The organism is Mycobacterium sp. NGS15, assembly GCF_059813245.1.
The window spans coordinates 362,771-386,971 of sequence record NZ_JCALEF010000007.1 but is presented as its reverse complement, the minus strand read 5'-3'; the positions used below and the strand labels follow the sequence as shown (position 1 = coordinate 386,971).

Sequence of the window (24,201 nt, the reverse complement as noted above, 5' to 3'; positions counted from 1 at the left end):
GCGCGACTACAGCACCACGACTGAGCGCAACACCTGCCCGTGGTGCATTTTCTCGAAGGCTTCCTCGATGTCTCCGATCGCGATGCGTTCGGAGACGAAGCGATCCAACGGCAACCGGCCCTGCTGATAGAGGCTGACCAGGGTGGGGAAGTCGCGCTCGGGAAGGCAGTCGCCGTACCAGGAGGACTTCAGGGAGCCGCCGCGGGAGAAGAAGTCGATGAGCGGCATCTCGAGTGTCATATCGGGGGTGGGGACGCCGACCAGCACGACGGTGCCGGCCAGGTCGCGGGCGTAGAAGGCTTGTTTCCAGGTTTCCGGGCGCCCGACCGCATCGATCACCACATCGGCGCCGACGTCGTCGGTGAGTTCCTGCACCGCGGTGACCACATCGTCGACCTGGCGGGCGTTGACGGTGTGCGTGGCACCGAAATCTTTGGCCCAGGCCAGTTTTTTGTCATCGGTGTCGATGGCGATGATGGTGCGCGCCCCGGCCAGTCTCGCCCCGGCGATCGCGGCGTCGCCGACCCCGCCGCAGCCGATGACTGCAACGGTGTCATCGCGGCCCACATTGCCGGTGTTGACGGCCGCCCCCAGGCCGGCCATCACCCCGCACCCCAACAGGCCGACCACGGCCGGATCGGCCGAGGGGTCCACCTTGGTGCATTGCCCCGCGTGTACCAGGGTTTTCTCGACGAATGCCCCGATACCCAGGGCGGGGGTCAGCTCGGTGCCATCGGTGAGCGTCATCTTCTGGGTGGCGTTGAAGGTGTCGAAGCAGTACTGCGAGCGGCCGCGCTTGCAGGCCCGGCACACCCCGCACACCGCGCGCCAGTTCAGGATCACGAAATCGCCCGGCTCCACGGTGGTCACGCCGTCGCCGACGGTCTCCACGATTCCGGCGGCTTCATGGCCGAGCAGGAACGGGAACTCGTCGTTGATCCCGCCCTCGCGGTAGGTCAGATCGGTGTGGCATACCCCGCACGCCTGCACCTTCACCACGACCTCACCCGGGCCCGGATCCGGAATGACGATGTCCACCAATTCCACCGGAGCCTTGACCGACCGAGCGATCACCCCGCGCACAGTTTGAGACATGCGTCAGACGCTACAGTCCCAGGCATGGCTGCCCTCGACCTTGTCGCCGATTGGCCAGTGCCCACCGTCGCCGCCGCGGTAGTGGGGCCGGAGGGGATCAGGGCCCAAACCGGCCCCGTCGCGCACCAATTCGCCCTGGCATCGGTCACCAAGCCGCTGGTAGCCCGGGCTGCTCTGGTGGCCCTCGAAGAGGGCGCCATCGACCTGGCCACTCCCGCCGGGCCTCCCGGTTCCACCGTGGAGCACCTACTTGCACACGCCTCTGGGCTGTCGCTGCTCTCAGACGCTGTCATTGCCAAGCCCGGTACTCGCCGGGTGTACTCCAACTATGGCTTCGCGGTGCTGGCGCATGCCGTCGCCGCGGGCTCGACCATCGACTTCGGCACCTACCTGACGGAGGCGGTATTCGAACCGCTGGGGATGGGGGACACGGTGCTACCCGGTGGGGCAGATACGGCAGGGTACGGAGGCTCGTCGACCGTCAACGACCTCGTCGCCTTCGCCGGCGACCTGTTACGTCCGCAACTCGTCACCCCCGAAACCCACGAGCGCGCGACGAACGTCGTGTTCCCGGGGCTGGACGGAGTGCTGCCCGGCTATGGCGTGCAACGTCCCAACGACTGGGGGCTGGGTTTCGAGATCAAGGGCACCAAGCTTCCGCACTGGACCGGCAGCGAGAACTCACCGGCCACCTATGGCCACTTCGGGCAGGCGGGCACCTTCATCTGGGTGGACCCGACCGTGGACCTGGCGCTCGTGGTACTCACGGATAGATCCTTCGACGGCTGGGCCAATCAGGTGTGGCCACAGCTTTCCGACGCGGTGCTGGCCGAGTTCGGATAAGGGCTCCCCACAAACTCTCAGGAAGCCGTTACCTCAAATTCGCACCTAGGACTGGCGCAACACGCGCATCAGAAGGCACAATGGTGTCACAAGGCACACAGGTGTAATTCAGTAACACGCTCTAGAAGCTTCGCGAGCCGTTGGGGAAGACGTCCTCGTCGAAGACAAAGGAGCACTACGAATGCACGCGTCGCCTCAGTTCGCCGACTCGACAACCGGCGTGGTGTATGTCCATGCCTCGCCCGCCGCAGTGTGCCCGCACGTCGAGTGGGCGCTTACGTCAACGCTGACGTCTACTCCTTCGGCCCGCGGCCTGGAGACGCTCAAGCTGCGCTGGCAGGCACAACCGGCCATGCCGGGGCAACTGCGTGCCGTCACGAACTGGGTGGGCCCGGTCGGCACCGGTGCGCGCCTGGCCAACGCCCTGCGCTCGTGGCCGGTGCTTCGCTTCGAAGTCACCGAGGATGCCAGTGACGGCGTGGACGGGCAGCGCTTCAGCCACGTCCCGCAGCTGGGCATGTGGAGCGGCAGCACGAGTGCCAACGGCGACATCATGGTCAGCGAGATGCGGTTGCGCGGTCTGATGGATGCCGATCCTGGCAGCATCACCGCCGAACTCGACAACATGCTGGGCAGCGCATGGGATGACGCGCTGGAGCCGTACCGCAGCGGCGGCGACGGCGCCGAGGTGACCTGGCTCCGCGGAGTCGGCTAGAGACCTCAGCCCTTGTTGGCGTTACCGATCAGCCGGCTCACCAGGAAACCGATGTAGGCAAGGCCACCCAGGCTGCCCACGATGCGGGTACGCCGGAACGCCAGCGCAAGCCCGAGCAACAGCTCGGTGACGCCGTTCTGGTAGACCCAGCGGCGGGTGTCCTCCGGGAAGGCGACCTTGGAGAGAGACTCGAATGGCTGGGGGGCAACGAAATGTGCAACACCGGTGGCCGCCAGGCCCGCGCCGCCCGCCCGGAACCCGATGCGGATCAGGTTGGCGATGAGCACCGAAAGCCGCTGGAACAGGCTCGGGCCGACCTTGGTCGTGACGAGCGTCGCGGTCGGCTGACCGTCGACAAGCAACTTAAGTGCCTTCTTGCGCCGAAGTGCCATTCCCCAGACTCCCTTGTCGATTATGTGAATGAAACGTCACTCTAGCAGGAGGGGATAGCTAGGCGTCGGCCTGTCGAGTGCTGACGTCGATGCCGAACGTCTCGACCAGGAAGCTCACGATCGCAGGCGTCACGCGGCGCGGCCAGAATCGCAAGGTGGCCAATGTCCCGGCCGAAATCACTTGCGCACCAACGATATCGATGGCGAGATTGTGTGCGTCGGCCGCCGGATGCAGCGGGTCCGCGGTGAGCGCGAGAATCATCGTCGGCGCAATCACGGCCCGGCGCACCGCGCGCGGCGGTGCCATCCGGCCTACCAACATGCCCCTCATGAATGCCGCGGAGCGCGACGGGGGAGCTGTCAGGAATTCGCGCAGCAAGCCGAGGGTGGGCTGTTCGGTTTCGGGGAAGGATCGGGCCACCGCGCCGGCCAGCCACACGAGCGGCCGACCGAGGGTGAAAAGGGTGAGTCCGGCAGACCACAGATAACCGGCGGCGCCGATACCCCGCTCCAGGAACGGTCCCTCCAGCAGCAGACCGGCCACCCGCTCGGGTGCCCATGCCGCCGCCTCTACCGAGATGTTCGCGCCGATAGAGGTGCCGCCGAGCACCGCGCGTTCGATACCGAGGGCATCCAGCGCGCCAATGAGCTGACGTCCCAAGGCCTGCGAGTTGTAGCGATCAGGCTCCAGCGGGTGCTCGTCGGCGGTGGTACCAAGCAGGTCCAGGCAGATCACCCGAAAGCCGCGCGCGGCCAACTCCTTGGCCCACGCATGCTCCAGATAATGCGAGGTGAGGAAGGCGTGTGACAGCACCACAACACGGTCCCCGGAACCGAACTGGCGATATGCCAGCCGGTGTCCGTCGACGGTGAGTGTGGTGCCGACCGTCACAGCGGGATGTTCTTGTGCCGGCCGCGCCGCGACGGCGCCTCGGCGAGCGCGCGGGTCAGCACCGCGCGAGTCTGCGAGGGCTCGATCTCCTCGTCGACGACGCCGATCTCGATGGCACGATCGACGCCACCGGCGATCCGCTCGTGTTCGATGGCCAGCTCCTCATGCAGCGCTTCGCGCTCATCCTCCGGAGCGGCGGCCAGCTGCTTTTTGTGCAGGATGCCGACAGCGGCCTTGGCACCCATCACGGCGACCTCGGCGTCCGGCCATGCGAACACCTTGGTGGCGCCCAGCGAGCGTGAGTTCATGGCGATGTAGGCACCGCCGTAGATCTTGCGGGTCACCAGCGTGACGCGCGGAACGGTGGCTTCACCGAACGCGTGTAGCAGCTTGGCGCCACGGCGCACGACGCCGCCCCACTCCTGGCCCACACCGGGCAGGTAGCCAGGCACGTCCACGAGAACGATCAGCGGAATGCCGAACGCGTTGCACAGGCGTACGAAACGCGCTGCCTTCTCGGCGCTTTCGGAGTTCAGGCAGCCGCCCAGGCGTAGCGGGTTGTTGGCCAGTACGCCGACGCTGCGCCCGGCCAGACGGCCCAGGCCGATGACCATGGACGGTGCCCACTTGCCCTGGAACTCTTCGAACGTTTCGTCGGGGTTGTCGCCGTCGAGCAGCGCGTTGACGATGGGGTGCACGTCGTAGGCGCGTTTGGCGGACTCGGGCAGCAGTGCGCGCAGGTCGGTGTGATCGGCTTCGGCGCGGCCCCGATCGAAAACGCCCTGCTGGCAGAAGAATCCGACCAGTTTGCGGCCGCGGGCGTAGGCGTCCAGCTCGTCGTCGGCCACGATGTGGCACACGCCCGATTTCTTGTGGTGGGCTTCGGGGCCGCCCAGGGTGGCCATGTCGACGTCTTCGCCGGTGACGCTGCGGACCACGTCCGGGCCGGTGACGAACACGCGGCTTTGCGGCGCCATGATGATGACGTCGGTGAGCGCCGGGCCGTATGCCGCGCCGCCGGCGGCGAATCCCACGACGACCGAGATCTGCGGGACGTAGCCGGAGGCCCGGATCATGGCCTCGAAGACCAGCCCGACAGCGTGCAGGGCCGAAACCCCCTCGGCCAGACGGGCACCCCCGGAGTGCCAGATGCCCACGATGGGACTCTGCTCCTCGATGGCGGTGTCGTAGGCGTTGACGATGTGGCGGCAGCCCTCGATACCCATGGCGCCGCCCATGACGGTGCCATCGGTGCAGAAGGCGATGGTCCTGACTCCGTTGACCGTGCCACCGGCGGCCAGCACACCCGAGCGGTCACGCTCGTGTAGCAGCTCGACGGTGCCGTCGTCGAAGAAAGTGCTCAGCCGGAGCAACGGGTCGCGCGGATCGAGCGATTCGTCGATGGCCTCGGGAGCCAGGATCGTCATCTTGAGCCTCTCTGGTGCTTAATACTTGACTTCAGTACTTACCGAAGGCAAGCGCAACGTTGTGCCCGCCGAATCCAAACGAGTTATTGATTGCGTATTTAAAATCCCCGTGTCGTGGCTCTCCCGCAACGACATCCAGGTCGATTTCGGGATCAAGGTTGTCAAGATTGAGCGTCGGCGGGATAACACCGTCGCGCAGAGCCAGCACGGTGAGCACCGATTCCAGGGCGCCGACGGCGCCAATCGAGTGACCCAGCGCCGACTTGGGCGCATAGACCGCGGCGTGCTGCACACCGGCGACGTGGATGGCGTTGGCCTCGGCGACATCACCGATCGGGGTGGCCGTGCCGTGGGCGTTGATGTGGTCAATATCCTTGGGGGACAGGCCTGCTGTCTGAATCGCGCGGGTCATCGCCGCACCGGCGCGCACACCATCGGGGCCCGGGGCCACCATGTGGTACGCGTCGGAGGTGATGCCGGCGCCCATCACGCGGGCCAGGATCTGTGCGCCGCGAGCCTTGGCGTGCTCCTCGGTCTCGATGACCATGAGCGCGCCGGCCTCGCCGAACACGAATCCGTCGCGGTCCTTGTCGAACGGACGAGAAGCCTTCTCCGGCTCGTCGTTTCGCGTCGACATGGCACGCATCATCGAGAACGCGGCGATCGGCAGGGCTTCGATCATGCCCTCGACGCCACCACAGACGACCATGTCGGCATCGCCCATCACGATCTGGCGCCATGCGTGTGCGATGGCCTCCGAACCGGACGAACATGCAGACACGGGAGTGATGACACCCGCGCGGGCACCGATCTCCAGGCCCACCACCGCGGCGGCACCGTTGGGCATACACATCTGTACGGCGAGCGGCGAAACCTTGCGGATGCCATGCTCATTCATGGTGTCGTAAGTCTCGACGATGCGCTCGCCACCGCCGAGCCCGGTACCGATGACGACCGCGAGGCGGTCCTTGTCGATGTCATCGGGGGTACCGGCGTTCTGCCACACCTGACGGCCTACGAGCAGCGCCATGCGCTGCACGTAGGCCATCCGGCGAAGCTCCAACCGGGTCATGTGGGTGTCGATGGGCTCCTTGAGGTGCCCACCGATCCACACGGGCAGACCGAACTTCTCGACGAATTCGTCCTCGAGAACCTCGATACCGCTTTCCCCGGCGATGAGTCCCTTCCACGTGCCCTCGATGTCAGGCGCGATAGAGGTCGTTGCGGCGAGAGCCGTCACAACGACATTGGGGAAGCCACCGTTAGCAGTGGAAGGGGTTGTCACTAGTCCTAGCCCTCCAGCTGCGCGCGGATGTTGGCTGCGGCCTCGGGGTTGTCCTGCTCGAGCTTCTCGATGTAGTTGACGACATCGCCAACGGTCCGCAGACCGGCCAGATCCTCATCGGGGATCTTCACGCCGTACTTGTCCTCGGTCTGAACGGCGATCTCAACCATCGACAGCGAGTCGATATCCAGGTCGTCGACGAAGGACTTCTCGAGGGTGACCTCGGAAGGCTCGATACCGGTGACCTCTTCGATGATCTCGGCGAGACCGGCGACGATGCGATCTTTTTCTTCTGCGGTGGCCACTCGGTGGCTCCCTTCGGTGTTATGGACTGCGAATGCGGCCCTGGGGTGAACTCTGATATTTGAAACTGGATGAGGGGCGGCTTTGCCCACCCATCCGGGGTACTACCTTTTGGTGGTTTGGCCGCTTAGAGCTCGGCCAGGGCGTCGAGATCTTCGATGGTTTTCAGGGCGTGATTGGTGACGCCGCGCATCTCACGCTTGGCAATGCCGGACAGCGCGCCCGAAGGCGGCAGTTCGACGACGGCGCTCACGGTCTCTCCGCCGTTCGCCGTCTTGAAGTACTCGGTGCACAGGTCCCAGCGCACCGGCGAGGTGAGCTGGTTGACGAGCTTGTCCATGGCGTCGGCGCCGGAGGCGACGGGGGTGCCATCGAAGTTGGACAGCAAGGTGGTGACCGGTTCGGACGGAACGATCGCGGCGGCCGCTGCGGCGTATGCCTCCTGCGCGGGAGCCATGAAGTGCGTGTGGAAGGCGCCGGCGGTGGCCAGCTGGCGGACACGCGCCTTGGCGGGCGGATCCTCGGCCAGCTTCTCCAGCGCGGTGATGCGGCCCGCGGCGACGATCTGTCCGACGGCATTGCGGTTGGCGGGGATCAGTTCGAGGGCTTCCAGGCGCTCCAGCACCTCGGCCTCGTCGCCGCCCAGGACGGCGGACATGCCGGTCGGGTCCAGCGCGCAGGCCTTGGCCATCTCGGCGCCACGGGTGGCTGCCAGAGCGACGGCCTCGTCGGCGGAGATGACCCCGGCGATGGCGTAGGCGGCGATCTCGCCGACGGAGTGGCCGGCGACGATAATTTCGCCGCTGGCGGTTTTCTCGTTGAGGTGGCCACGCTTGGTCAGCTCGTCATACGCCAGCAGAGTCAGGGCGACCACCAGCGGCTGGGTGATGGCGGTATCGGTGATCTCCTCGGCGGTGGCCGTGGTCCCCAGGCGCACCAGATCAAGTCCGCTGGCCTTCGACCACTGCTCAACCTGGTCCGTGGCACCAGGCAATTCGAGCCATGGTGTCAACATGCCGGGGGTCTGGGATCCCTGTCCGGGAGCAAGCAGTGCGATCACGTGTTTAAGAGAACACTGTGAAGGGGGGTTCGCGCCGTGTAAGAGAAAATGAAACTTGTCTTAAGTATTTGTGGGATGCCTACAAAAAGGCATCCATTGCGACCCGATCTATACCGTCCCGCAATGTGGGACCTCGCAGGTGACCGGCCAGTAACCGTTCTAAGCCTTGATGACATTGATTGTGACTGGTGTGGTTCCTGGTTCGGGAGTGAAAACGTCGGCATGGTCCTGGGCCAGTCTGCCGACGGTAGCCGCGACTCGCAACACATAGGCATCACGCGGGGACGTTGGGTCTCTTCCGGTGAAATCGGTGATTCGCTTAAGTCGATAGCGCACGGTATTTGGGTGAACAAACAGTGCGCGCGCGCACGCCTCGATGGCACCCCCGGAATCTAAGTAAGCGTCCAGGGTTTCGGTGAGTGCTGGGCCCGCATCGGCCAGTGGGCGCATCACTTCGGTGTTGAGGGCCGCGATGGCTGCCTTATCGCCCAGGAGTGCGCGTTCGGGGAGCAGCTCGCGCGATGACACCGGACGTGGTGCACCGCGCCAGCCCGATACCGCATCCATCCCGGAGAGCGCCTCCACGGCGCTGGTGTGTGATGCGCTCAGGGTGCCGGAGGTGGGGCCCACCACGACCGGGCCGTCGGAGAAGACCTTGATCAGATCGGCCAGGAACTTGTCGTGTGCAGTGAATCTGCCCGACACGATGGTCAGCAGCCGGGTGCCCTGGATGACGGCGAGTGCTCCGCGTCCATGGCGTTGCGCCACCTCATGCACCAGTGTCGTTGCCGTGGCGATGGTTTCCGGCCGGGGAGTGCCGACGATGACGGTTGCCGGCGCGGTGGTGTCCCAGTTCAGGGCTGCCGCACGCGAGAGCATGTCCGGTCCGGTGTCACCGCGGACCACCGCGTCGACCACCGTCGCCTCGAGCCGGGAATCCCAGGCACCCCGGGTTTCGGCTGCCTCGGCGTAGGCGCTGGCAGCCCCGAAGGCGAGGTCACGGCTGTAGCGCAGGATGCCCTCGGTGAGTGTCACCAGCTGTTCGTCGTTGCGGGCCAGCAGGGGCAGCACCTCTTCGAAGAACTCCATCGCGGTGCGCACCATGTCGACGGAATGGCGTAACGCGATGCGTTTGGCCAGGTCCTGGGGCACCACCTCGAAGGCCTGCATGGTGAAGCCGACGGTGCCCTCGGGATCGCGGATCCACTCGACGAAGTTGTTGATCGCCGTCTGGACGACCAGTGCCACGCTGGAGCGCTGCGAGGCCTCCAGGTCGGCGAAGAACGGCAGCCGGTCCTCCATGACGTGTACGGCCTCGGTGGAGAGGCGTCCGGAGTACTGCTTGATCCGGTGTAGCAGTGCCTCGGGCACCTCGGCGCGTTCCCGCGGCGGCGGGGCCGCACGAAATCCGCGGGGAGAGCTCGCCGAATTGTCGGGCATCCCTAAAAGATACCCCGGATTCCTAGTGGGAAACCGCCAAACGTCTGCTCGTGGAGGTCAGTTGCGCAGTTTGCGCCGAATGCCTTCGACGGCCAGATCGAGGCTGTCGCGCAGCACGGTGATATCCATGGTCGCCCGCCCCATCAGCATGCCGCCCTGGAGTGTGGCAAGGATCGTCGCGGCCAGCCGTTGGGGATCTTCGCTGCGGTCAAGGTCGCCGCGGTCCTGCATCCGGGTCAAGCCGTCGGCAAGCAATGACTGCCATTGGTGGAACCCGGCGGCAAGCGCGGGCTGATACGCCGGATCGTTCTTGAGCTCGGCGGCCATGCTGCCCAATGGGCATCCGAACGGACCGCCGGGCACCTCGTGCATGGCCACGATCTCCTGGGCCCACTGCTCGACGCCCTCCATCGAATCGATCCGGGTGAGTGACGGTTGTGCCTGTAGGACGAGCTCGGTCTGGCGTTCCAGGACCGCCTTCACCAAGTCGGACCTGTCCGTGAAGTAGTGGTACAGCTGCGACTTGCCGGTGCTGGAGGCGGCGAGGATGTCGTCGAGACTGGTTGCCGTCACACCTTTTCGGTACATCATCTGCGCGGCCGCATCGACGATGGCCGCCCGGGTACGGCGGCCATGCGCGGTTGCGGGCAGCTTGCTGGCGCTTTGTGGTGACGACTTACCTATCATCCCGAACAACATTAGCTCTGGCCCTGGCTTGCCCGAGTCGCCGTATTGAGTAGTGACCGCTCGCCGCCGGAAACGCGATGACGATCGCCGACAGCGCCGCCATCACCGGATACTGGCTGATCAGTTGATCCGAACTCCAGTAGGTCAAGAGCGTCAACAGCGAAATCATGGCCGCGGATTGGGGAAACAGCCCCAGGATCAGGATCACCCCGAGTGTCGCCTCCAGTAGGGGGATGGCGACACCGAAGAGGCCTGGCCAGGCGGACAGGGTGTTATCCGAGACTGCCGTGAAGTAATCCGGTATGCGGGAGTTGGATCGGGCACTGTGCGCGATGAGCAGGATGTCCGCCCGGCCGAAGTGTGCGCTGTATTTGAACATTCCCTCGTGTAACCACAGCGCGCCCAGCGTCACCCTTGCCGCGCCGAGGGCGATCGGCGCGGCAAGGGCAATCCATCGTGCGTGGGTTGTCACATCAAGGCCGCCGCACCAAAGGCCTCTTTGGCCTTATCGCAGTTGATCAGGACGGTGTCGTACATCGAGGTGTCCGCGCCACTGACGTCGAACGTCTGTGAGGCCGTGTCGGAGGCGACCGTGCCGAGCTCCTTGCCTGTGCTCACGGCGCTCTGGTCTGAGCCTTTGGTCAGGTAGATGTGCAGGTCGGGGCCCTTGTCGGAGGAGAACCCGGTTAGGCTGACCCGCCCGTTGGCGATCGTGACGGTTCCCGAGACGTGCTTGCCGTCGATTCCGCTGAACGAACCCGTACGCGTTGCGCCGGCCATGGCCGGCGCTGTCATGGGCTGTGACGACATGGCCTGCGACGACATCGCCTGCGGTGACTGGGTGGCCGGTTGAGCGTCGCGAGACGGCGCGTTACACGCGGCAACGGCTAAGCCGATGCCCAGAACTGCTGTGCCAGTGAGAACTGTGAACCGCATGGTGGATTCCTTTCCGAGGGTTTAAGCGAGCGATTTCGACTGTACTGATCAGTACAATTTCTGTCGACAAAAAGGCGCGAGCAGACATGTATTGCACTCGCGACCTGCGACTTATATGCAATACATGTCTGCTCGCGCCTGAAAGGGTTACGCGCTGCCGGTGTCCTTGAACGACACGTCGGCGGCCGCCACGTCATCGATCTTGTATTGGGCGGCGGCACGGACCGGGACGTCGGCCCCCACGCTGCCTTCCTGGGCCAGCGCCTCCAGGACCGCGACCACGACCGACTCTGCGTCGGTGTTGAAGTACCGGCGCGCGGCGGGTCGGGTATCGGAGATGCCGAATCCGTCGGTACCGAGTGTCCGGTAGGTGCCTGGCACCCAGGGCCGGATCTGCTCGGGTACCGCGCGCATCCAGTCCGAGAAGGCCACCTTGGGTCCCTGTGCGCTCTCCAGCGCCTTCGTCACGTAGGGAACGGCCTTGGGGCGATCCGGGTGGCGCAGCGCCTGGTGATCGATGGCGAGGCCGTCACGGTTGAGCTCACCCCAGGACGTCACCGACCACACATCGGCGGCCACATCCCACTGCTCGGCCAGCAGATCGGCCGCCCGCAGTGCATCCGGCAGCGATACCCCCGAGGCCAGGATCTGTGCCTGATGTTGGCGCGCCTCGGGTGCCGCCCGGAACTTGTAGATGCCGCGCAGAATGCCCTCGACATCGACGTTGTCCGGCTCTACCGGCTGCACGTACGGCTCGTTGTACAGCGTGATGTAGAAGTACACGTTCTCGCTGTTCTCGCCGTACATCCGTTGCAGGCCGTGCTCGACGATGTGTGCGATCTCGTAGGCGAACGCCGGATCGTAAGCCACCACAGCGGGATTGGTGCTGGCCAGCAGCAGCGAGTGGCCGTCGGCGTGCTGCAGTCCCTCGCCGGTCAGTGTGGTGCGGCCCGCCGTGGCGCCCAGGACGAACCCGCGGGCCATCTGATCGGCGGCGGCCCACAGACCGTCGCCGGTGCGCTGGAACCCGAACATCGAATAGAAGATGTACAGCGGGATCATCGGTTCGTCGTGCGTCGAGTACGCGGTGCCCACCGCGGTGAACGTGGCGGTGGACCCGGCCTCGTTGATGCCCTCGTGCAGGATCTGGCCCTGCGCACTTTCCTTGTACGCCAACATCAGTTCGGCATCGACCGAGGTGTATAGCTGGCCGTTGCGGTTATAGATCTTCAGCGACGGGAACCACGAGTCCATGCCGAAGGTGCGTGCCTCGTCCGGGATGATCGGAACGATGCGATTGCCAATGTTCTTGTCGCGCAGCAGTTCCTTGAAGGTACGCACCAACGCCATGGTGGTGGCGATCTCCTGCTTGCCCGAGCCCTTCTTCAGCGGGGCGTAGGTCTCCGGGCTCGGCAGGGTAAGCGGACGCGATTTGGTGCGCCGCGATGGCACAAATCCGCCCAGCGCGCGGCGCCGGTCGAGCATGTAGCGGACCTCCGGTGCCTCCGGGCCCGGGTGGTAGTACGGCGGCAAGTACGGATTTTCCTCGAGCTGGGCATCGGAGATCGGGATGCGCTGCTTGTCGCGGAAATCCTTCAGGTCATCCAGCGTCAGCTTTTTCATCTGGTGGGTGGCGTTGCGACCCTCGAAATGCTTACCGAGCGTGTAACCCTTGATGGTCTTGGCCAAGATGACCGTGGGCTGGCCCTTGTGCTCGGTGGCCGCCCGGTAGGCGGCGTACACCTTGCGGTAGTCGTGACCGCCGCGCTTGAGGTTCCAGACCTGGTCGTCGGTAAGGTTTTTCACGAGCTCCTTGGTGCGCGGATCGCGCCCGAAGAAGTGCTCGCGGACATACGCGCCGTCGTTGGCCTTATAGGTCTGGTAGTCGCCGTCGGCTGTGGTGTTCATCAGATTGACCAGCGCGCCGTCGCGGTCGGCGTGCAGCAGGGCGTCCCATTCGCGGCCCCACACCACCTTGATGACGTTCCAGCCGGCGCCGCGGAAGAAGGACTCCAGCTCCTGGATGATCTTGCCGTTACCGCGTACCGGGCCATCCAGACGCTGCAGGTTGCAGTTGACGACGAATGTCAGGTTGTCCAAGCCCTCCGTCGCGGCGATATGTGCCAGGCCGCGCGATTCTGGCTCGTCCATCTCGCCGTCGCCGAGGAACGCCCAGACCCGCTGATCGGAGGTGTCCTTGATGCCACGGTCGCGCAGGTAGTGGTTGAACCGCGCCTGCATGATCGCGTTCATCGGCCCCAGGCCCATGGAAACCGTTGGGAATTGCCAGAAATCGGGCATGAGCCGCGGGTGTGGGTAGGAGGGCAGGCCACCGCCGGGGTGGCTCTTTTCCTGCCGGAACCCGTCGAGCTGATCGGTGGTCAACCGGCCTTCCAGGAAGGCGCGGGCGTAGATGCCGGGGGAGGCGTGGCCCTGGATGAATACCTGGTCGCCGCCGCCCGGATGCGCGTTGCCGCGGAAGAAGTGGTTGAACCCGACCTCGTAGAGGGCCGCCGAGGAGGCGTATGTCGAAATGTGGCCGCCCACACCGACCCCTGGCCGCTGCGCACGGTGCACCATGATCGCGGCGTTCCAGCGGATCCAGGCGCGGAAGCGGCGTTCGGTGTCTTCGTCGCCGGGGAACCACGGCTCATTCTCGGTGGCGATGGTGTTCACGTAGTCGGTGGATGTGAGCGCGGGAATGGCCACGCGGCCGGCGTTCGCTCGTTCCAGCAGCCGCAGCATCAGGTACCGGGCCCGGGCCGGACCTGACCGGGCCAGCAGGCCGTCAAATGATTCCAGCCACTCGCTCGTCTCGTCGGGGTCGATATCGGGCAGATACGACGCGACACCTTCGCGGATCACCCGAACGCGCTCGGATTGATTTGCGGCGCTTGAATTTCCGGCCAGGTCTTGGCGAGCGAACTCCGTGGTCAACTTTTCTGCTCCTTAGGGGTGGGGGTGCAGATCTCCGTCACAATCAGATCGGTACCTCCATCGTGCCGCAAGTCACTTGCTACTAGCGAGTCTGGTCCAGTCACCAGGTCTGGAACCGACTCAGCGGGTACCGTCATGACATGCGTATTGCGGCGCTGTTCATCGCGCTGGCGGCCATCTGTGCCGCGGCCGCCGCGGGCTGCACCGTGACTACGGGAGGGCGGGCGTCGGCGCCCAGTGAGTCGGTGTCGGAGTACCGCACATACGTCTCGCAGTCCATCGAGACGTCGCGGTCCGAGGAGTCCAAGCGCCAGGAGACGTCCCGTGCGCAGGCGATAGCGGATGCCTGTGAGACCTTCGCGATGACGTCGAACGCGGCTGTTTCCGCGGGTAATGACCTGATCTCCGTCATGAACGACGAGGGCGGCTACGGGTCGAGCGCGGAGGCCAAGGTGGGGCCGGTCATCAATGCCCTCAATACCAGCGCCGGGCAAATCGACTCCGCCAAGGCGAACGCCGAGACCGACGAACTGCGCGACGCGTTCACGCAGTACGCCGAGCAGTCGCGAAAACTGGCCGGGGCGTTCGATAATCGGCTGAGTGGTAGCACTCTCAACTCGGTGGTCCGTACTTTCAACGATGCGCGGGAGCGCGCGGGGAAGATCTGCGAACCGCTTCTCCAGACAAAAGGTCGATAGTGCCTGACGGGGATTGCCGGTGGCATGCGACGATGTGAGCATTCATCCCAAGTGCGAAAGCACGCATCTGTGAACAAGGAGGGGCCGAACGGTGGTCGCGGCGGCTGACGCCTCGAACTACGCCCATAAGCTGGGCGTCCAGCGAGATCAGCTTGTGCAGGAGCTGGGCTGGGATGAGGACACGGATGACAATATCCGGGCCGACGTCGAGGACGCGTGCGGTTCGGAGCTTCTCGACGAGAGCTCCGACGACGTCGTCGATGTGGTCCTTTTGTGGTGGCGCGATGACGACGGCGACCTGGTCGACGCGTTGATGGATGCCATTACTCCACTTGCTGAGGACGGTGTGATCTGGGTGTTGACGCCCAAGACCGGCTTGCCGGGTCATGTGCAGCCCTCCGAAATTGCCGAATCGGCGCCGACGGCGGGCCTGGTACAGACCTCCTCGGTCAACCTGGGGGACTGGAGCGCGACGCGGTTGGTGCAGCCCAAGTCGTCACGCGGCGGGCGGCGATGAGCGCTCGCGCGAAGAGCAGAAGGTCTCGCTAATGCTGCCTGTCGGCACCGTCGCACCCGATTTCACCCTGCGTAACCAGAACAACCAGCCGGTCAGCCTGAGCGATTTTCGCGGCAAGAAGGCCGCGCTGCTGGTGTTCTTCCCGCTGGCGTTCACCGGGGTCTGTCAGGGCGAGCTCGATCATGTGCGCGACCACATCGGAGACTTCGAGAACGACGATGTACAGATCATCGGGCTGTCGGTGAGTGCTGGGCCGATCCACAAAATCTGGTCGAGCTACAGCGGCTTCACCTTCCCGATCCTGTCCGACTTCTGGCCACACGGGGCGGTTGCCGAGGCGTACGGGGTGCTCAACGAGAAGGCCGGGTATCCGAACCGCGGAACCTTCGTGGTGGATGCCGACGGAATCATCCGATTCGCCGAGATGCTGGACCCCGGGCAAGCCCGTGACCAGGGAGGTTGGGTAGAAGCGCTGGCCGCGCTACATTCGTGAGCTGATTCCCACGTCGGTGACGACGTGGACCGGGCGTGTAGCTCAGTGGTAGAGCTCTGGTTTTACACACCAGCGGTCGGGGGTTCGAAACCCTCCGCGCCCACCAATGTTTGGCCAGTTCAGGCCGGTAGTCGACGCCTGGCTATCGGCGATACCGACTACATGATCGGTCCCAAGTTGCCAATAAGTTGCCAAACGGCCCAGGTGTTCAATTGTCCGATTGCGTGTCGGGCAGCGGCCCGCTTGCCCCGCCGCCGTAGCGTCGCGAGATGTGACCGAGAGTCCTGCTAATCTGACCGGCTCCCGTTTCGAGGAGATCCTGATCCACCTTGAAACCCAACTGCTCGCCGAGCTGCCGAAAGCGCGGGCCGCGACCAGCCATGGCGGTGACAAGGGCGCCAAGGTGGAGGCGGCAACGCGCGAGTTGTTGAGTGAGCGTCTGCCGTCGAACCTCTGGGTCGGCTGCGGCAAGGTTTACGACGCCTTCGGAGGCGAGTCGGGGCAGAGCGATGTAGTGATCGCGAATCAAGATCAGCCGTTCACCTACCCCAAACATGTGCCCGGCGAATACCTGATCGAGGGCGTCTCAGCGGTCGGCGAGATCAAGTCGAAGCTCACAGCGGCTGAACTGACGAAGGCAGTCGCTCTTGCGACCAAGTACAAGTCACTGCGCCCGATCCGCCGTTCGACCGACAAACCGAGCAACCGGTCGCAATACATGGACGAAACTGACGAGATCCCGCCCTTCTTCCTAGTGGCCTTCGAGAGCGCTCTATCAATCAACAAGGTTCGCGAAAGGCTGGCAGCCGTGGCCGACGTGCCGCCACCCGAGGGTAAGAGTCACTCGGACGATCATTCGCAGCCCCCGATTGATGCCGTGTGCATCCTCGGCAAGGGCGTTCTGTGGAACCTGCGGTGCGGGGATGGAGCAATCAAGTTCAGGCAGTCGAGCGGCCCAGACGAAGGAAAGCTGCACACCGGGTGGTTTGGATTCGAGACGGCGGCACCTCTTGCGTGGACGTTGAGTTGGCTGCACTTGGCGATGCCCCGCATTGTGCGCAGTTACCCGGTGATTGGGCCATATATCGTGCCGGGCAATAGTGTAGTGACGTTCTCGCCCAGTGACTCCGGCGCCGCGACGCTCCGAGATACCTTGATCCGTGGCACGGAGCGGCCGGTGAGAGATGTGCCTGGCGAGTGATCGGACTTTGTCAGCCAAACAGCGAAGCGCCTACGGCGCGCAACTCATCGGCTTTCACGTCCGCGTAGATCGACAACGCCACCGCCGGGTCGTGGCCGTGCCAGGCTGCGACGATGTGCGGGGGATGGCCCTGATCGAGCATCAGCGACACAGAGGTGTTGCGTAGGCCGTGCAGCTTGATCCGGCGCAGCCTTGCCCGCGTGCGCAACCGCTGGAACTCGTCGGTGTAGGACTCGGGCCTCAGCGGCAGGCCGTCCTCGCGCACGGCCACAAGATGGTCATCCGACCACGGCACCCCAAGCGCCATGGCCTCGCGCTTCTGGGCTGTTTTGAGACTGCGCAGCGCCTCGGTCACGTCGGCCGGTAATGGCAGATCGCGGCGGCTGCGCTTCGACTTGGGCGCGCCCTCTACTGCCGCGCTGCCCACAGCCACCCGACCGCGCCGCACCAGGAGTGTGCCGGTTTCGAGATCGATCATCAACCACCGCAGACCCAGTACTTCGGAGCGTCGCAGCCCGTAGCACGACAGAAGCCAGCAGGCGAATAACCGGTGATCGAGCACGAACTCGCGGAACGCCTGGACCTCGGCCAGCGTCCACGACTTCGCGGTGGGGTCGACGTCGATGCTCTCGGTGTCGTCAGGTTCGGCATCCTTTGGCCGCTCGACCAACGCAATCACATTGCGCGGCAATACACCTTGATCGACGTAACTCTGTACGACAGCGCCGAACGCCGTCAATGTGGAGCGGACGGTCTGCGCGCTCAGGCCGCGCTTCTCGGCGGCGACGGCGCTGTCCTCAACAGCAGGGGCATACACACCGCGCCTTAGCCGGGTGAGCCGTCCTGCGCCCAGCAGAGCCGAAAGCGCCGAGTGCACGTCGCCGGGTAGCGCGGCGGCAAGATCAGCGGAGGTGATTCCGTCCGGGTGCTCGGACACCAACGCGACCACCCGGCCCGCGAGAGAATCGGAGCGGTAGTGGCGGGGGGAGGTACGTGCTTCGGTGAGCATCCACTGCACAAGACTGTCGCCGTCTGTCTTGGTTAGCGTCTGTAGCTTCTTGCCGCCGAGGTAGCGCCGCACCGGTTTCAGATCGTTCTCGTAGCTGTAGATGGTCACGCGCCGGATGCCGCGCCGACCGGCGAGCCACTCGTCGCAAGCCTCGTCAACCGTGATGGCCGTGGGCTTGTTGTAGGCACCTGAGGCAACCTCGCTGGTGATACGCCGAAACTCGCGCCGGGCTTCGGCTTTGGTGCGGAATGTGAACTTACGGCGGTCACGGCCACCATCGGGCTTAGTCCCCACATCGACCTGGAACCAGTAACTCACTGTCCCGTTCTTCGCGATGTGCTGGCTTATCGGTTCCGCGCGCCTGGTGCGCTTCGACTGTTCGGTGTTCATTGGTCGTTCTCCTTGCCGGTGGTGGGTTTCGGTTGGCGGAAGCGTTCACGCGCCTCGGCGATAGCAGCGGTTGCGTTCTCCTGCCGCTTCTGTCTGCGTTGTTCCGGCGTGCGGAGGCTGGTGTCACGCTGGCGCGGTGGGGGAGCTTTGGGTAACGACTCGTCATCGAGCAGGCCCTCGTCCTTGGCGCGCCGGATTAGCCGGTCGAGAGTGCCGAAGCTCAGATGCATCTGTTCCCTGACGGTCTTACGTACCGGCAGGCCTAGCTCGCGCGCCTCATGGACCAGGCGGGCGACCATATGCAGCTGATCGTCGGCGCCTGCCTCGGGGCGCGTGAAGGTCTGAGCGGTGTCACCAGGTGCTGCGATCAGACCGCCAATGCGGTGATGCCATTGCACGGCCGTCGCGGCTAGGCGTCGCACAACAGGTTGCACGATTGCGTAGTCCACCGCGCCGTCGTCGGCGGTGATGGTCAGCTCTGTTAGTTGTGGTCCGTCAGGGCCGGTGTCGGCGCGCACTACATAGGTTTGCGGATGTCCATGCAACCTAATTCGCACGCGTTCATGGGGTTCGGGAACGCGACCGGGTTTGTGTCCGGGTTCGCCGGAGTCGGCCGACTCCACGTCGCCACGACTCAAGTTTCCGCACTTAACCTTTCGCATAATGAGAAATGTAACCTATCGACATTCCTCAGGCAAGGCCTGATTCTAGTTACATGACCACCACTACCGAAGCTCCTGCGGCACGGCCTCTAACTCTGGAGGATCTGCGCGCAGAAGGAACTACCGTAAGCGTCCGGCGCGCAGCCGAATACATCGGAGTGAGTCACGCTTACGCGTATCACATGGCCAAGGACGGCTTGCTTCCCACGATCAAGCTCGGCACCCGGCGCATTCGCGTTCCCACTGCCTCCCTGCTGCGCATGCTTGATCCCGAGGGCTGCATTGTCTAGACGCGGTGTGTTGAGCAGCCGGGGCGGTGCACCCCACACGCGTGGAATATCCGTTATGACAATGGGATTGCGGCTGCACTGGCCGCCGTAATCGTTGTGCCCGGCGAGCACCACCCCGCCGGGCCGACCAACGACCGTCATCCCTCACCCACAACCACAGCGGGCCAGCAGCTTCCGAGACCAACGCGAAAGGAGCCAAACGATGACTGTGGCCCAGGATACCAACAACGGAGGCATTGATGCCGATGACAATGACGGCGGGCGGACGGTCGAGACGCACCTCGGCCTGACCGGCGCGCATCTCGATGTGCTGTGTGACCCTGACGGTGAGGGTGGCCTTCGGGTGGGTGACTTGTTCGATCATGAACTCGGCAGCGCTCTGGTCGAATGGCACCGGCTGACAATGCAGCACGGTGACGGATCGTTCTTCGGTCCGCACGAGAATCCGCTCAATCCGCCGCTGGATGCACTGCTGGCTGTGCCTACCACCTCGATGGTCCCGGACCTCGGGCCGCTGATCGCAGAAGCGCTTACCCGCAAGGGGATCGAGATTCCCGACCGCGCGGCATGCCTCGCGTGGGACAAGGCCGACCGTGCCGCTGGTGGTCTCGGTGGTGATGCCAACCTGGAGTACGCCTACGCCGCCTACTGCTTTGACCCGGAGTTGCCGGATGGTCCCGCCGAGAAGCACATCTGCGGTGTGCCCGAGTCGATTTACAACGAGCTTCCCGCCGAGGATCAGCTAAAGGTCAGAGCGGGCAAGGTGCTCGCGTCACCGAACGCTCCGGGAGCGGTGGCGGCCTGGGTGCTGTGCCACTACCTGACGATGCGCGACATTCTGCCGGGGCAGACCGGGCGCCGTCAGCGCCGTCTGGTGCCGATGCGCACCGTGACCCGTATCGGGGGTGTGTGGTTCCACTACACGACCCCCGCAGAGGGCGGCCCACCGCGATGGGTCACACGCCCTCAACGGGATTGGATGCGCAGCCAGCTGCGTGAGGTGTTGCGCGGGATGTACTACGTCAAGGTGCGCCGCGAGAACAAACAGGACGTTCACGAACTCAAGCCTTGGACAATAAAAATCGACACCCTGCGCGAGGTCGAGGCCGCCCTTGCTGACCTAGTGACGGTCGCCGCCGGGGACAACACCAGCACCGCCGCCCGCGAGCTGCCGGATGCCTACGGGCAGCGGCGTGGGGTGTACCCGGCCACCGGTACCTGGGCGCTGTGCAGAAACGGGGTGCTGAACCTGGGAACCGGCCAGCTGGTTGCGAATACGCCGCTGTGGTTCTCCCTGACCCGCGTCGAGGCCGATTACGACCACGGCCTCGATCCCTACGCGGACACCCTCTGGATGCGGCTGCTGCGTGCCCAGTGGGCCGATGATCCGGGCGCGATGACCTGCCTACAGCAATGGTTCGGGTACGTGCTGTCCGGCCGTGTAGACCTGCAGAAATTCATGTGGCTCTACGGCATACCGGGCAGCGGCAAGACGACGATCACGCTGGTACTCAAGGCCCTCCTGGGCACCGTCAGCGAGGTTGGCCTGGATGCGCTGAATTCCCGGTTCGGGCTGGAAGAGGTGTACCTGGGCGGCACCACGTTGGCGCTGATCTCAGACTCCCGGTTCAGCTCACGGGATTCAAGCCTGGCCCTTAACCGGCTGATCGCCATCACCGGCGGCGACCCGCTGCTGGTGGATATCAAGTACCAGTCCCCGGCGACCTCGGTGCTTCCGGTACGGATTCACGGCACGTCGAACAGCTTGCCGAACCTGTCCGATCACACCGGCGCACTGATGGATCGCATTCTGTTGCTCAAGACCAGCCGTGCGATCCGCGACACCGCCGAGGACGTGAAGAACGCTGGGGGGAAGGTTATCTCTGGGGAACTGGCTTACGTGCTGCGCTGGGCCGTGGAGGGCCTGGCCCTGCTCAACGCCACGGGTGGCCACTTCACTCACCCCTGCGACGACGAGGAGGAGCGCGGCGACCTCGGCGGCGAACTGTCCAATGTGCTCACCTTTGTGCGGGAGTGCTGCGATATCGGCGATCCCAAGGACAGCTCGGTCAATCCGACCGGCGGCGACTATGTGGACCGCGCCGCGCTATTCAGGGTGTGGGACGCCTGGGCGCGCGTTCATAAGACCGGCGAACGGATGCCAATGGACAAGTTCGCCGCCGCGCTAACCGGATTGAAGGACCACGCGATCAAAGCCGGACAGCGGAAAGCCACCGCCGACACCAAGGCTCAGCGTGTCTTGTGGGGGATCAAGCGCGCCGACTACGAGTGGGTCGAACGCACTCCCGGCACCGGAGTGGAAGTCATGCGCACGGTGAGCGCCACCGCCGACCCACAGACCGTCAGAGATCCATACTCGATGGGCTGACGGCGAAGGTTCTGGCCCCACACTCGCCATCCTCGGGGTGTGTGACCAGACCCGTGTTACCCGGCTTCGCCGTGTTATCAGACGGCCAAATCACCCCCTGGCACACCGCCGCCGGGGGGTGATGCCGTTGCAGCGACTGCCACTGCTGCCTGAAAGTGCTGTGGTCACACCGTTTTCGGTGCTGATAACACGCTGGTAGCACAAAAGTACACACCCCCTGACCTGCAATAACTTTTCTCTACCTGCGGTAACACTAATAACACTAAGAAATAGGTAGTAGTAGAGGAGGAGAGAGAAAAATTACATACATAAAGGGTTTGGACCGGTAACGCGTTACCGGTGTTACCGCAGGCCGCCTCGATCGCGGCATCCGGTGGCAGTGGCACCAGTGGATGGGGTGCGGCGGTGAGGATGCGGCGGTGCCAGGCGGTGGACTGCACAGGACAGACGGCACCACAGCTCACCCGTCGGGGGTTTGGGAGCGGTGGAGGCGGCCGTGTCCACTCGAATTGCGAACTCGGAAAAGGACAATGCCGCCGTGTGGGGCTGTTTTAGTTGCACCATTTGTTGACAAGATGTTGACATGACCGCCCGACTGGACGCCCGGCATCGTGCCGAGCAGGCAGCGCGGATGAGTGCCACCGGGGCGACGTGGCAGGAGATCGCCGACCATCTCGGGTACCGGTCCCGGCAGGCAGCTAGCCAGGCGGTGGCGAGACTGACGGTCAGCACGGTGCCCGAGACCGTGGAGCAGGCCCGAGCCAAGCACGACGCCGCGCTACAGATCTTGCAGCGGAGCGACTTCACGAGATATCTGATGGCGCTCCAGAACGGCGACGACGACACCGCGATCAAGTACTCAAAGGAGCTGCGGGGCATCGTGGCTGAGCGCGCCAAAATGGCCGGGGCGTATATGCCCGAACGCACTGAGGTCACCGTCAACATCGAGCAGACGCCCACGGCCATCATCGACCGCATGCGCACCGAACTCTTGGCGGTGGCAGCGCAGCGCCAGCTGCAAACCCCAACCATTGACGCCGAATTCGAGGTAACCCCATGACCGAGACGACCGTCGAGGACCTGATCAATGCGGCGGCGTCCATCGCCACCGACGCCGCCGAGGGCCGTCTGCATCCCGAGCAATTGGAAGCTCAGATGCTGGGCGAGCTGCGCGCGTTGTTTGGGACTGTCGTGGGTGAGGGTGATCCCTTGTGGTCACTACAGGTACAGGTCGCCACTGGTGTCCTCGCGCACGGCGGCGTCCCGACTGACGAACTCGCCGAGTGGCTTGCCGTCCAACGCCGTCGGGAGAATCCCGACGCTACGGAGGCCCCGACCGTCCCCGTGGCGATCGACGGGTTCGATACCCCGCCGAGCGACGATCCACCCGGCTCCGTGGCACGCAGCCCCGAGAACGATGCCTTGCCGGACGATCTCGCAGACGTGCCCCGTGAGGTGATCGTCCGCGCCGAGCAGGCGGCGATGGCTGTGATCGACCAGTGGCGGAAGGAACAGCGGTGACGATGATCAATCGCATGCGCGACGTACTAGCGGAACCCGAGCCCACCGCCGAGGCGTCCACGGGTTGTCAGAAGTGTGAACCGGCTCCGTTTGACCGGGGACCCAAGTTTCACGGTCACGTGGCCGCGCGTGGCCGGTCCGTCCCGATCGACCACGGCTTGCGCATTACCTAGACGCGAAATCAAGTGAATGGCATGGCTTTTGGGCCACCTGTTGGCACGGCCTTGGCAACTTGACGCAGCGGATGCGCTTCGCCGAGGGAGTGCGGGCCATCATCTGCGCAGGTCAGGGCCGCTATCGACGTGCACGTGCGAACCGGCGACCACTTGATGGTCGATCTAGTGGTCACTTGGTATGGCGCCAGCCCTAGTCAGTCGATGTGATGATCAGGCTGGCCGAGCGGCGTCGGCGGGATCTGATCGGCGGCGGGCACCGTGAAGCAATTTCGCACTGGCGGAACGTAAACGCCCGGCCCACCTGATTGCCCGCTTGCGAATAGGCAGCGTTTCCACGATCCGTCCGGACGGATTGGCCCGTCGCAGTAGGTAGCGAACACCTGCGTCTCACACCCCGCCATCGGGTCACCGGGCACAGCCTCGGCAGCGGGGGCGGTAACCAACACCGACCCGGCAGCGATAACTGTTCCGGCCAACATGACGGTGATCTTCATGGAACCCCTCCCGAGGTGTCGGACTGCTGACGTACGTCCCGACCACGCAGCCTAAAGGCCCAACGCTGTTCGCAAGTATGGTTCGGCGAAATGAGAAGGACCCAGACCGTCGACCACAGCCCGTCATTGCCCAGACTCTGGGTGTGAGTCGCGCCACACTGTATCGAACTCTCGCATAACGTTGGGGCACAAGATAATACGTCCATACGGCGGTATTATCCTGGACCAATGTCCCTGGTCGTCAACGTATTCCGATATCATCGCTCGCGCATAATCACGAAACATGTTGTCGCATAGCGGTATTGTCGAAACGCTGAGCGTTCACAACTTGGCAGCATATGCACGCAAG

General features: G+C 64.5%; 25 protein-coding genes and 1 tRNA gene. 11 read left to right on the top strand and 15 right to left on the bottom strand.

Going from position 1 to position 24,201, the window contains the following annotated elements:
- Positions 1-6 precede the first annotated feature (6 nt).
- Entirely contained in the window at positions 7-1,095 is a 1,089-nt protein-coding gene (locus tag AC5Y5C_RS22745; protein WP_499976667.1) for an S-(hydroxymethyl)mycothiol dehydrogenase, read from the bottom strand.
- Between the two features lie 24 nt (positions 1,096-1,119).
- Here AC5Y5C_RS22745 and AC5Y5C_RS22740 point away from each other — a divergent pair, with 24 nt between their 5' ends.
- The gene (locus tag AC5Y5C_RS22740; protein ID WP_499976665.1) at positions 1,120-1,938 is read left to right on the top strand and encodes a serine hydrolase domain-containing protein; all 819 of its coding nucleotides are present in this window, start codon (positions 1,120-1,122) and stop codon (positions 1,936-1,938) included.
- Positions 1,939-2,119: 181 nt separating this feature from the next.
- Positions 2,120-2,653, top strand: coding sequence for a DUF3145 domain-containing protein (locus tag AC5Y5C_RS22735; RefSeq protein WP_499976663.1), 534 nt, complete (start codon positions 2,120-2,122; stop codon positions 2,651-2,653).
- Between the two features lie 5 nt (positions 2,654-2,658).
- Here the strand turns inward: AC5Y5C_RS22735 and AC5Y5C_RS22730 are convergent, their stop codons facing one another.
- The 11 genes from AC5Y5C_RS22730 to aceE all read right to left on the bottom strand — a co-directional run bounded on the left by AC5Y5C_RS22730 (position 2,659) and on the right by aceE (position 14,012).
- A complete protein-coding gene (locus AC5Y5C_RS22730; protein WP_499976662.1) occupies positions 2,659-3,045 on the bottom strand; it encodes a DoxX-related protein in 387 nt (128 codons plus the stop codon).
- A 58-nt stretch (positions 3,046-3,103) separates the two neighbouring features.
- On the bottom strand, positions 3,104-3,937 hold the full coding sequence (locus AC5Y5C_RS22725) for an alpha/beta fold hydrolase (RefSeq protein ID WP_499976660.1): 834 nt from the start codon (positions 3,935-3,937) through the stop codon (positions 3,104-3,106).
- Positions 3,934-5,364 (bottom strand): acyl-CoA carboxylase subunit beta, encoded by a 1,431-nt coding sequence (locus AC5Y5C_RS22720; protein ID WP_499976658.1) that lies wholly within the window; start codon positions 5,362-5,364, stop codon positions 3,934-3,936. Before AC5Y5C_RS22720 ends, AC5Y5C_RS22725 begins: the two co-directional genes overlap by 4 nt.
- 31 nt (positions 5,365-5,395) lie before the next feature.
- The gene (gene kasA, locus AC5Y5C_RS22715; RefSeq protein ID WP_499976657.1) at positions 5,396-6,649 is read right to left on the bottom strand and encodes a 3-oxoacyl-ACP synthase KasA; all 1,254 of its coding nucleotides are present in this window, start codon (positions 6,647-6,649) and stop codon (positions 5,396-5,398) included.
- Positions 6,650-6,654: 5 nt separating this feature from the next.
- Entirely contained in the window at positions 6,655-6,954 is a 300-nt protein-coding gene (acpM, locus tag AC5Y5C_RS22710) for a meromycolate extension acyl carrier protein AcpM (RefSeq protein WP_499976655.1), read from the bottom strand.
- A gap of 125 nt (positions 6,955-7,079) precedes the next feature.
- Positions 7,080-8,012, bottom strand: a complete 933-nt coding sequence (locus AC5Y5C_RS22705) for an ACP S-malonyltransferase (protein WP_499976654.1) — start codon at positions 8,010-8,012, stop codon at positions 7,080-7,082.
- 159 nt (positions 8,013-8,171) lie between these two features.
- Complete coding sequence (locus AC5Y5C_RS22700) at positions 8,172-9,452, bottom strand: PucR family transcriptional regulator (protein ID WP_499976653.1); 1,281 nt, start codon at positions 9,450-9,452, stop codon at positions 8,172-8,174.
- A gap of 57 nt (positions 9,453-9,509) precedes the next feature.
- Complete coding sequence (locus AC5Y5C_RS22695; RefSeq protein WP_499976651.1) at positions 9,510-10,139, bottom strand: TetR/AcrR family transcriptional regulator; 630 nt, start codon at positions 10,137-10,139, stop codon at positions 9,510-9,512.
- Positions 10,129-10,611 (bottom strand): hypothetical protein, encoded by a 483-nt coding sequence (locus tag AC5Y5C_RS22690; protein ID WP_499976650.1) that lies wholly within the window; start codon positions 10,609-10,611, stop codon positions 10,129-10,131. The genes AC5Y5C_RS22695 and AC5Y5C_RS22690 overlap by 11 nt, the downstream gene beginning before the upstream one ends.
- Positions 10,608-11,075, bottom strand: a complete 468-nt coding sequence (locus AC5Y5C_RS22685) for a DM13 domain-containing protein (protein WP_499976649.1) — start codon at positions 11,073-11,075, stop codon at positions 10,608-10,610. The genes AC5Y5C_RS22690 and AC5Y5C_RS22685 overlap by 4 nt, the downstream gene beginning before the upstream one ends.
- 147 nt (positions 11,076-11,222) lie before the next feature.
- Positions 11,223-14,012, bottom strand: coding sequence for a pyruvate dehydrogenase (acetyl-transferring), homodimeric type (gene aceE / locus AC5Y5C_RS22680; RefSeq protein ID WP_499976648.1), 2,790 nt, complete (start codon positions 14,010-14,012; stop codon positions 11,223-11,225).
- Between the two features lie 140 nt (positions 14,013-14,152).
- Here aceE and AC5Y5C_RS22675 point away from each other — a divergent pair, with 140 nt between their 5' ends.
- The 5 genes from AC5Y5C_RS22675 (at position 14,153) to AC5Y5C_RS22655 (ending at position 16,921) form a co-directional block, all read left to right on the top strand.
- The gene (locus tag AC5Y5C_RS22675) at positions 14,153-14,710 is read left to right on the top strand and encodes an Rv2240c family protein (RefSeq protein WP_499976646.1); all 558 of its coding nucleotides are present in this window, start codon (positions 14,153-14,155) and stop codon (positions 14,708-14,710) included.
- Positions 14,711-14,801: 91 nt separating this feature from the next.
- Complete coding sequence (locus tag AC5Y5C_RS22670; RefSeq protein ID WP_499976644.1) at positions 14,802-15,227, top strand: DUF3052 domain-containing protein; 426 nt, start codon at positions 14,802-14,804, stop codon at positions 15,225-15,227.
- Positions 15,228-15,258: 31 nt separating this feature from the next.
- The gene (locus AC5Y5C_RS22665) at positions 15,259-15,720 is read left to right on the top strand and encodes a peroxiredoxin (RefSeq protein ID WP_499976642.1); all 462 of its coding nucleotides are present in this window, start codon (positions 15,259-15,261) and stop codon (positions 15,718-15,720) included.
- Between the two features lie 31 nt (positions 15,721-15,751).
- Positions 15,752-15,826, top strand: a tRNA-Val gene (locus AC5Y5C_RS22660).
- Between the two features lie 114 nt (positions 15,827-15,940).
- Positions 15,941-16,921, top strand: a complete 981-nt coding sequence (locus tag AC5Y5C_RS22655; RefSeq protein ID WP_499976640.1) for a DUF6602 domain-containing protein — start codon at positions 15,941-15,943, stop codon at positions 16,919-16,921.
- Between the two features lie 10 nt (positions 16,922-16,931).
- Here AC5Y5C_RS22655 and AC5Y5C_RS22650 read toward each other — a convergent pair whose 3' ends face one another.
- Positions 16,932-18,320, bottom strand: a complete 1,389-nt coding sequence (locus tag AC5Y5C_RS22650; protein WP_499976638.1) for a tyrosine-type recombinase/integrase — start codon at positions 18,318-18,320, stop codon at positions 16,932-16,934.
- Positions 18,317-18,982: a hypothetical protein gene (locus tag AC5Y5C_RS22645; RefSeq protein ID WP_499976636.1), complete on the bottom strand. Its 666-nt coding sequence runs from the start codon at positions 18,980-18,982 to the stop codon at positions 18,317-18,319. The genes AC5Y5C_RS22650 and AC5Y5C_RS22645 overlap by 4 nt, the downstream gene beginning before the upstream one ends.
- Before the next feature lie 53 nt (positions 18,983-19,035).
- Between AC5Y5C_RS22645 and AC5Y5C_RS22640 the strand changes: the two genes are divergently transcribed.
- The 4 genes from AC5Y5C_RS22640 to AC5Y5C_RS22625 all read left to right on the top strand — a co-directional run bounded on the left by AC5Y5C_RS22640 (position 19,036) and on the right by AC5Y5C_RS22625 (position 23,182).
- Entirely contained in the window at positions 19,036-19,272 is a 237-nt protein-coding gene (locus AC5Y5C_RS22640; protein WP_499976634.1) for a helix-turn-helix transcriptional regulator, read from the top strand.
- A 202-nt stretch (positions 19,273-19,474) separates the two neighbouring features.
- On the top strand, positions 19,475-21,661 hold the full coding sequence (locus AC5Y5C_RS22635) for a DUF5906 domain-containing protein (protein WP_499976633.1): 2,187 nt from the start codon (positions 19,475-19,477) through the stop codon (positions 21,659-21,661).
- Positions 21,662-22,244: 583 nt separating this feature from the next.
- Positions 22,245-22,721, top strand: coding sequence for a hypothetical protein (locus AC5Y5C_RS22630; RefSeq protein WP_499976631.1), 477 nt, complete (start codon positions 22,245-22,247; stop codon positions 22,719-22,721).
- Positions 22,718-23,182, top strand: coding sequence for a flagellar hook-length control protein (locus tag AC5Y5C_RS22625; protein ID WP_499976630.1), 465 nt, complete (start codon positions 22,718-22,720; stop codon positions 23,180-23,182). The genes AC5Y5C_RS22630 and AC5Y5C_RS22625 overlap by 4 nt, the downstream gene beginning before the upstream one ends.
- A 370-nt stretch (positions 23,183-23,552) precedes the next feature.
- Here the strand turns inward: AC5Y5C_RS22625 and AC5Y5C_RS22620 are convergent, their stop codons facing one another.
- Positions 23,553-23,852 carry a CDGP domain-containing protein gene (locus AC5Y5C_RS22620; RefSeq protein WP_499976628.1) on the bottom strand — a complete coding sequence of 100 codons (300 nt, stop codon included), beginning with the start codon at positions 23,850-23,852 and terminating at the stop codon, positions 23,553-23,555.
- Positions 23,853-24,201: the final 349 nt, after the last annotated feature.

Bases quoted from the DNA above. Each gene is read 5' to 3' on its own strand.
- AC5Y5C_RS22745 (WP_499976667.1), bottom strand. From the start codon at position 1,095: ATGTCTCAAACTGTGCGCGGGGTGATCGCTCGGTCGGTCAAGGCTCCG.
- AC5Y5C_RS22740 (WP_499976665.1), top strand. From the start codon at position 1,120: ATGGCTGCCCTCGACCTTGTCGCCGATTGGCCAGTGCCCACCGTCGCC.
- AC5Y5C_RS22735 (WP_499976663.1), top strand. From the start codon at position 2,120: ATGCACGCGTCGCCTCAGTTCGCCGACTCGACAACCGGCGTGGTGTAT.
- AC5Y5C_RS22730 (WP_499976662.1), bottom strand. From the start codon at position 3,045: ATGGCACTTCGGCGCAAGAAGGCACTTAAGTTGCTTGTCGACGGTCAG.
- AC5Y5C_RS22720 (WP_499976658.1), bottom strand. From the start codon at position 5,364: ATGACGATCCTGGCTCCCGAGGCCATCGACGAATCGCTCGATCCGCGC.
- AC5Y5C_RS22700 (WP_499976653.1), bottom strand. From the start codon at position 9,452: ATGCCCGACAATTCGGCGAGCTCTCCCCGCGGATTTCGTGCGGCCCCG.
- AC5Y5C_RS22695 (WP_499976651.1), bottom strand. From the start codon at position 10,139: ATGATAGGTAAGTCGTCACCACAAAGCGCCAGCAAGCTGCCCGCAACC.
- AC5Y5C_RS22685 (WP_499976649.1), bottom strand. From the start codon at position 11,075: ATGCGGTTCACAGTTCTCACTGGCACAGCAGTTCTGGGCATCGGCTTA.
- AC5Y5C_RS22675 (WP_499976646.1), top strand. From the start codon at position 14,153: ATGCGTATTGCGGCGCTGTTCATCGCGCTGGCGGCCATCTGTGCCGCG.
- AC5Y5C_RS22665 (WP_499976642.1), top strand. From the start codon at position 15,259: ATGCTGCCTGTCGGCACCGTCGCACCCGATTTCACCCTGCGTAACCAG.
- AC5Y5C_RS22650 (WP_499976638.1), bottom strand. From the start codon at position 18,320: ATGAACACCGAACAGTCGAAGCGCACCAGGCGCGCGGAACCGATAAGC.
- AC5Y5C_RS22645 (WP_499976636.1), bottom strand. From the start codon at position 18,982: ATGCGAAAGGTTAAGTGCGGAAACTTGAGTCGTGGCGACGTGGAGTCG.
- AC5Y5C_RS22640 (WP_499976634.1), top strand. From the start codon at position 19,036: ATGACCACCACTACCGAAGCTCCTGCGGCACGGCCTCTAACTCTGGAG.
- AC5Y5C_RS22635 (WP_499976633.1), top strand. From the start codon at position 19,475: ATGACTGTGGCCCAGGATACCAACAACGGAGGCATTGATGCCGATGAC.
- AC5Y5C_RS22630 (WP_499976631.1), top strand. From the start codon at position 22,245: ATGACCGCCCGACTGGACGCCCGGCATCGTGCCGAGCAGGCAGCGCGG.
- AC5Y5C_RS22625 (WP_499976630.1), top strand. From the start codon at position 22,718: ATGACCGAGACGACCGTCGAGGACCTGATCAATGCGGCGGCGTCCATC.
- AC5Y5C_RS22620 (WP_499976628.1), bottom strand. From the start codon at position 23,852: ATGAAGATCACCGTCATGTTGGCCGGAACAGTTATCGCTGCCGGGTCG.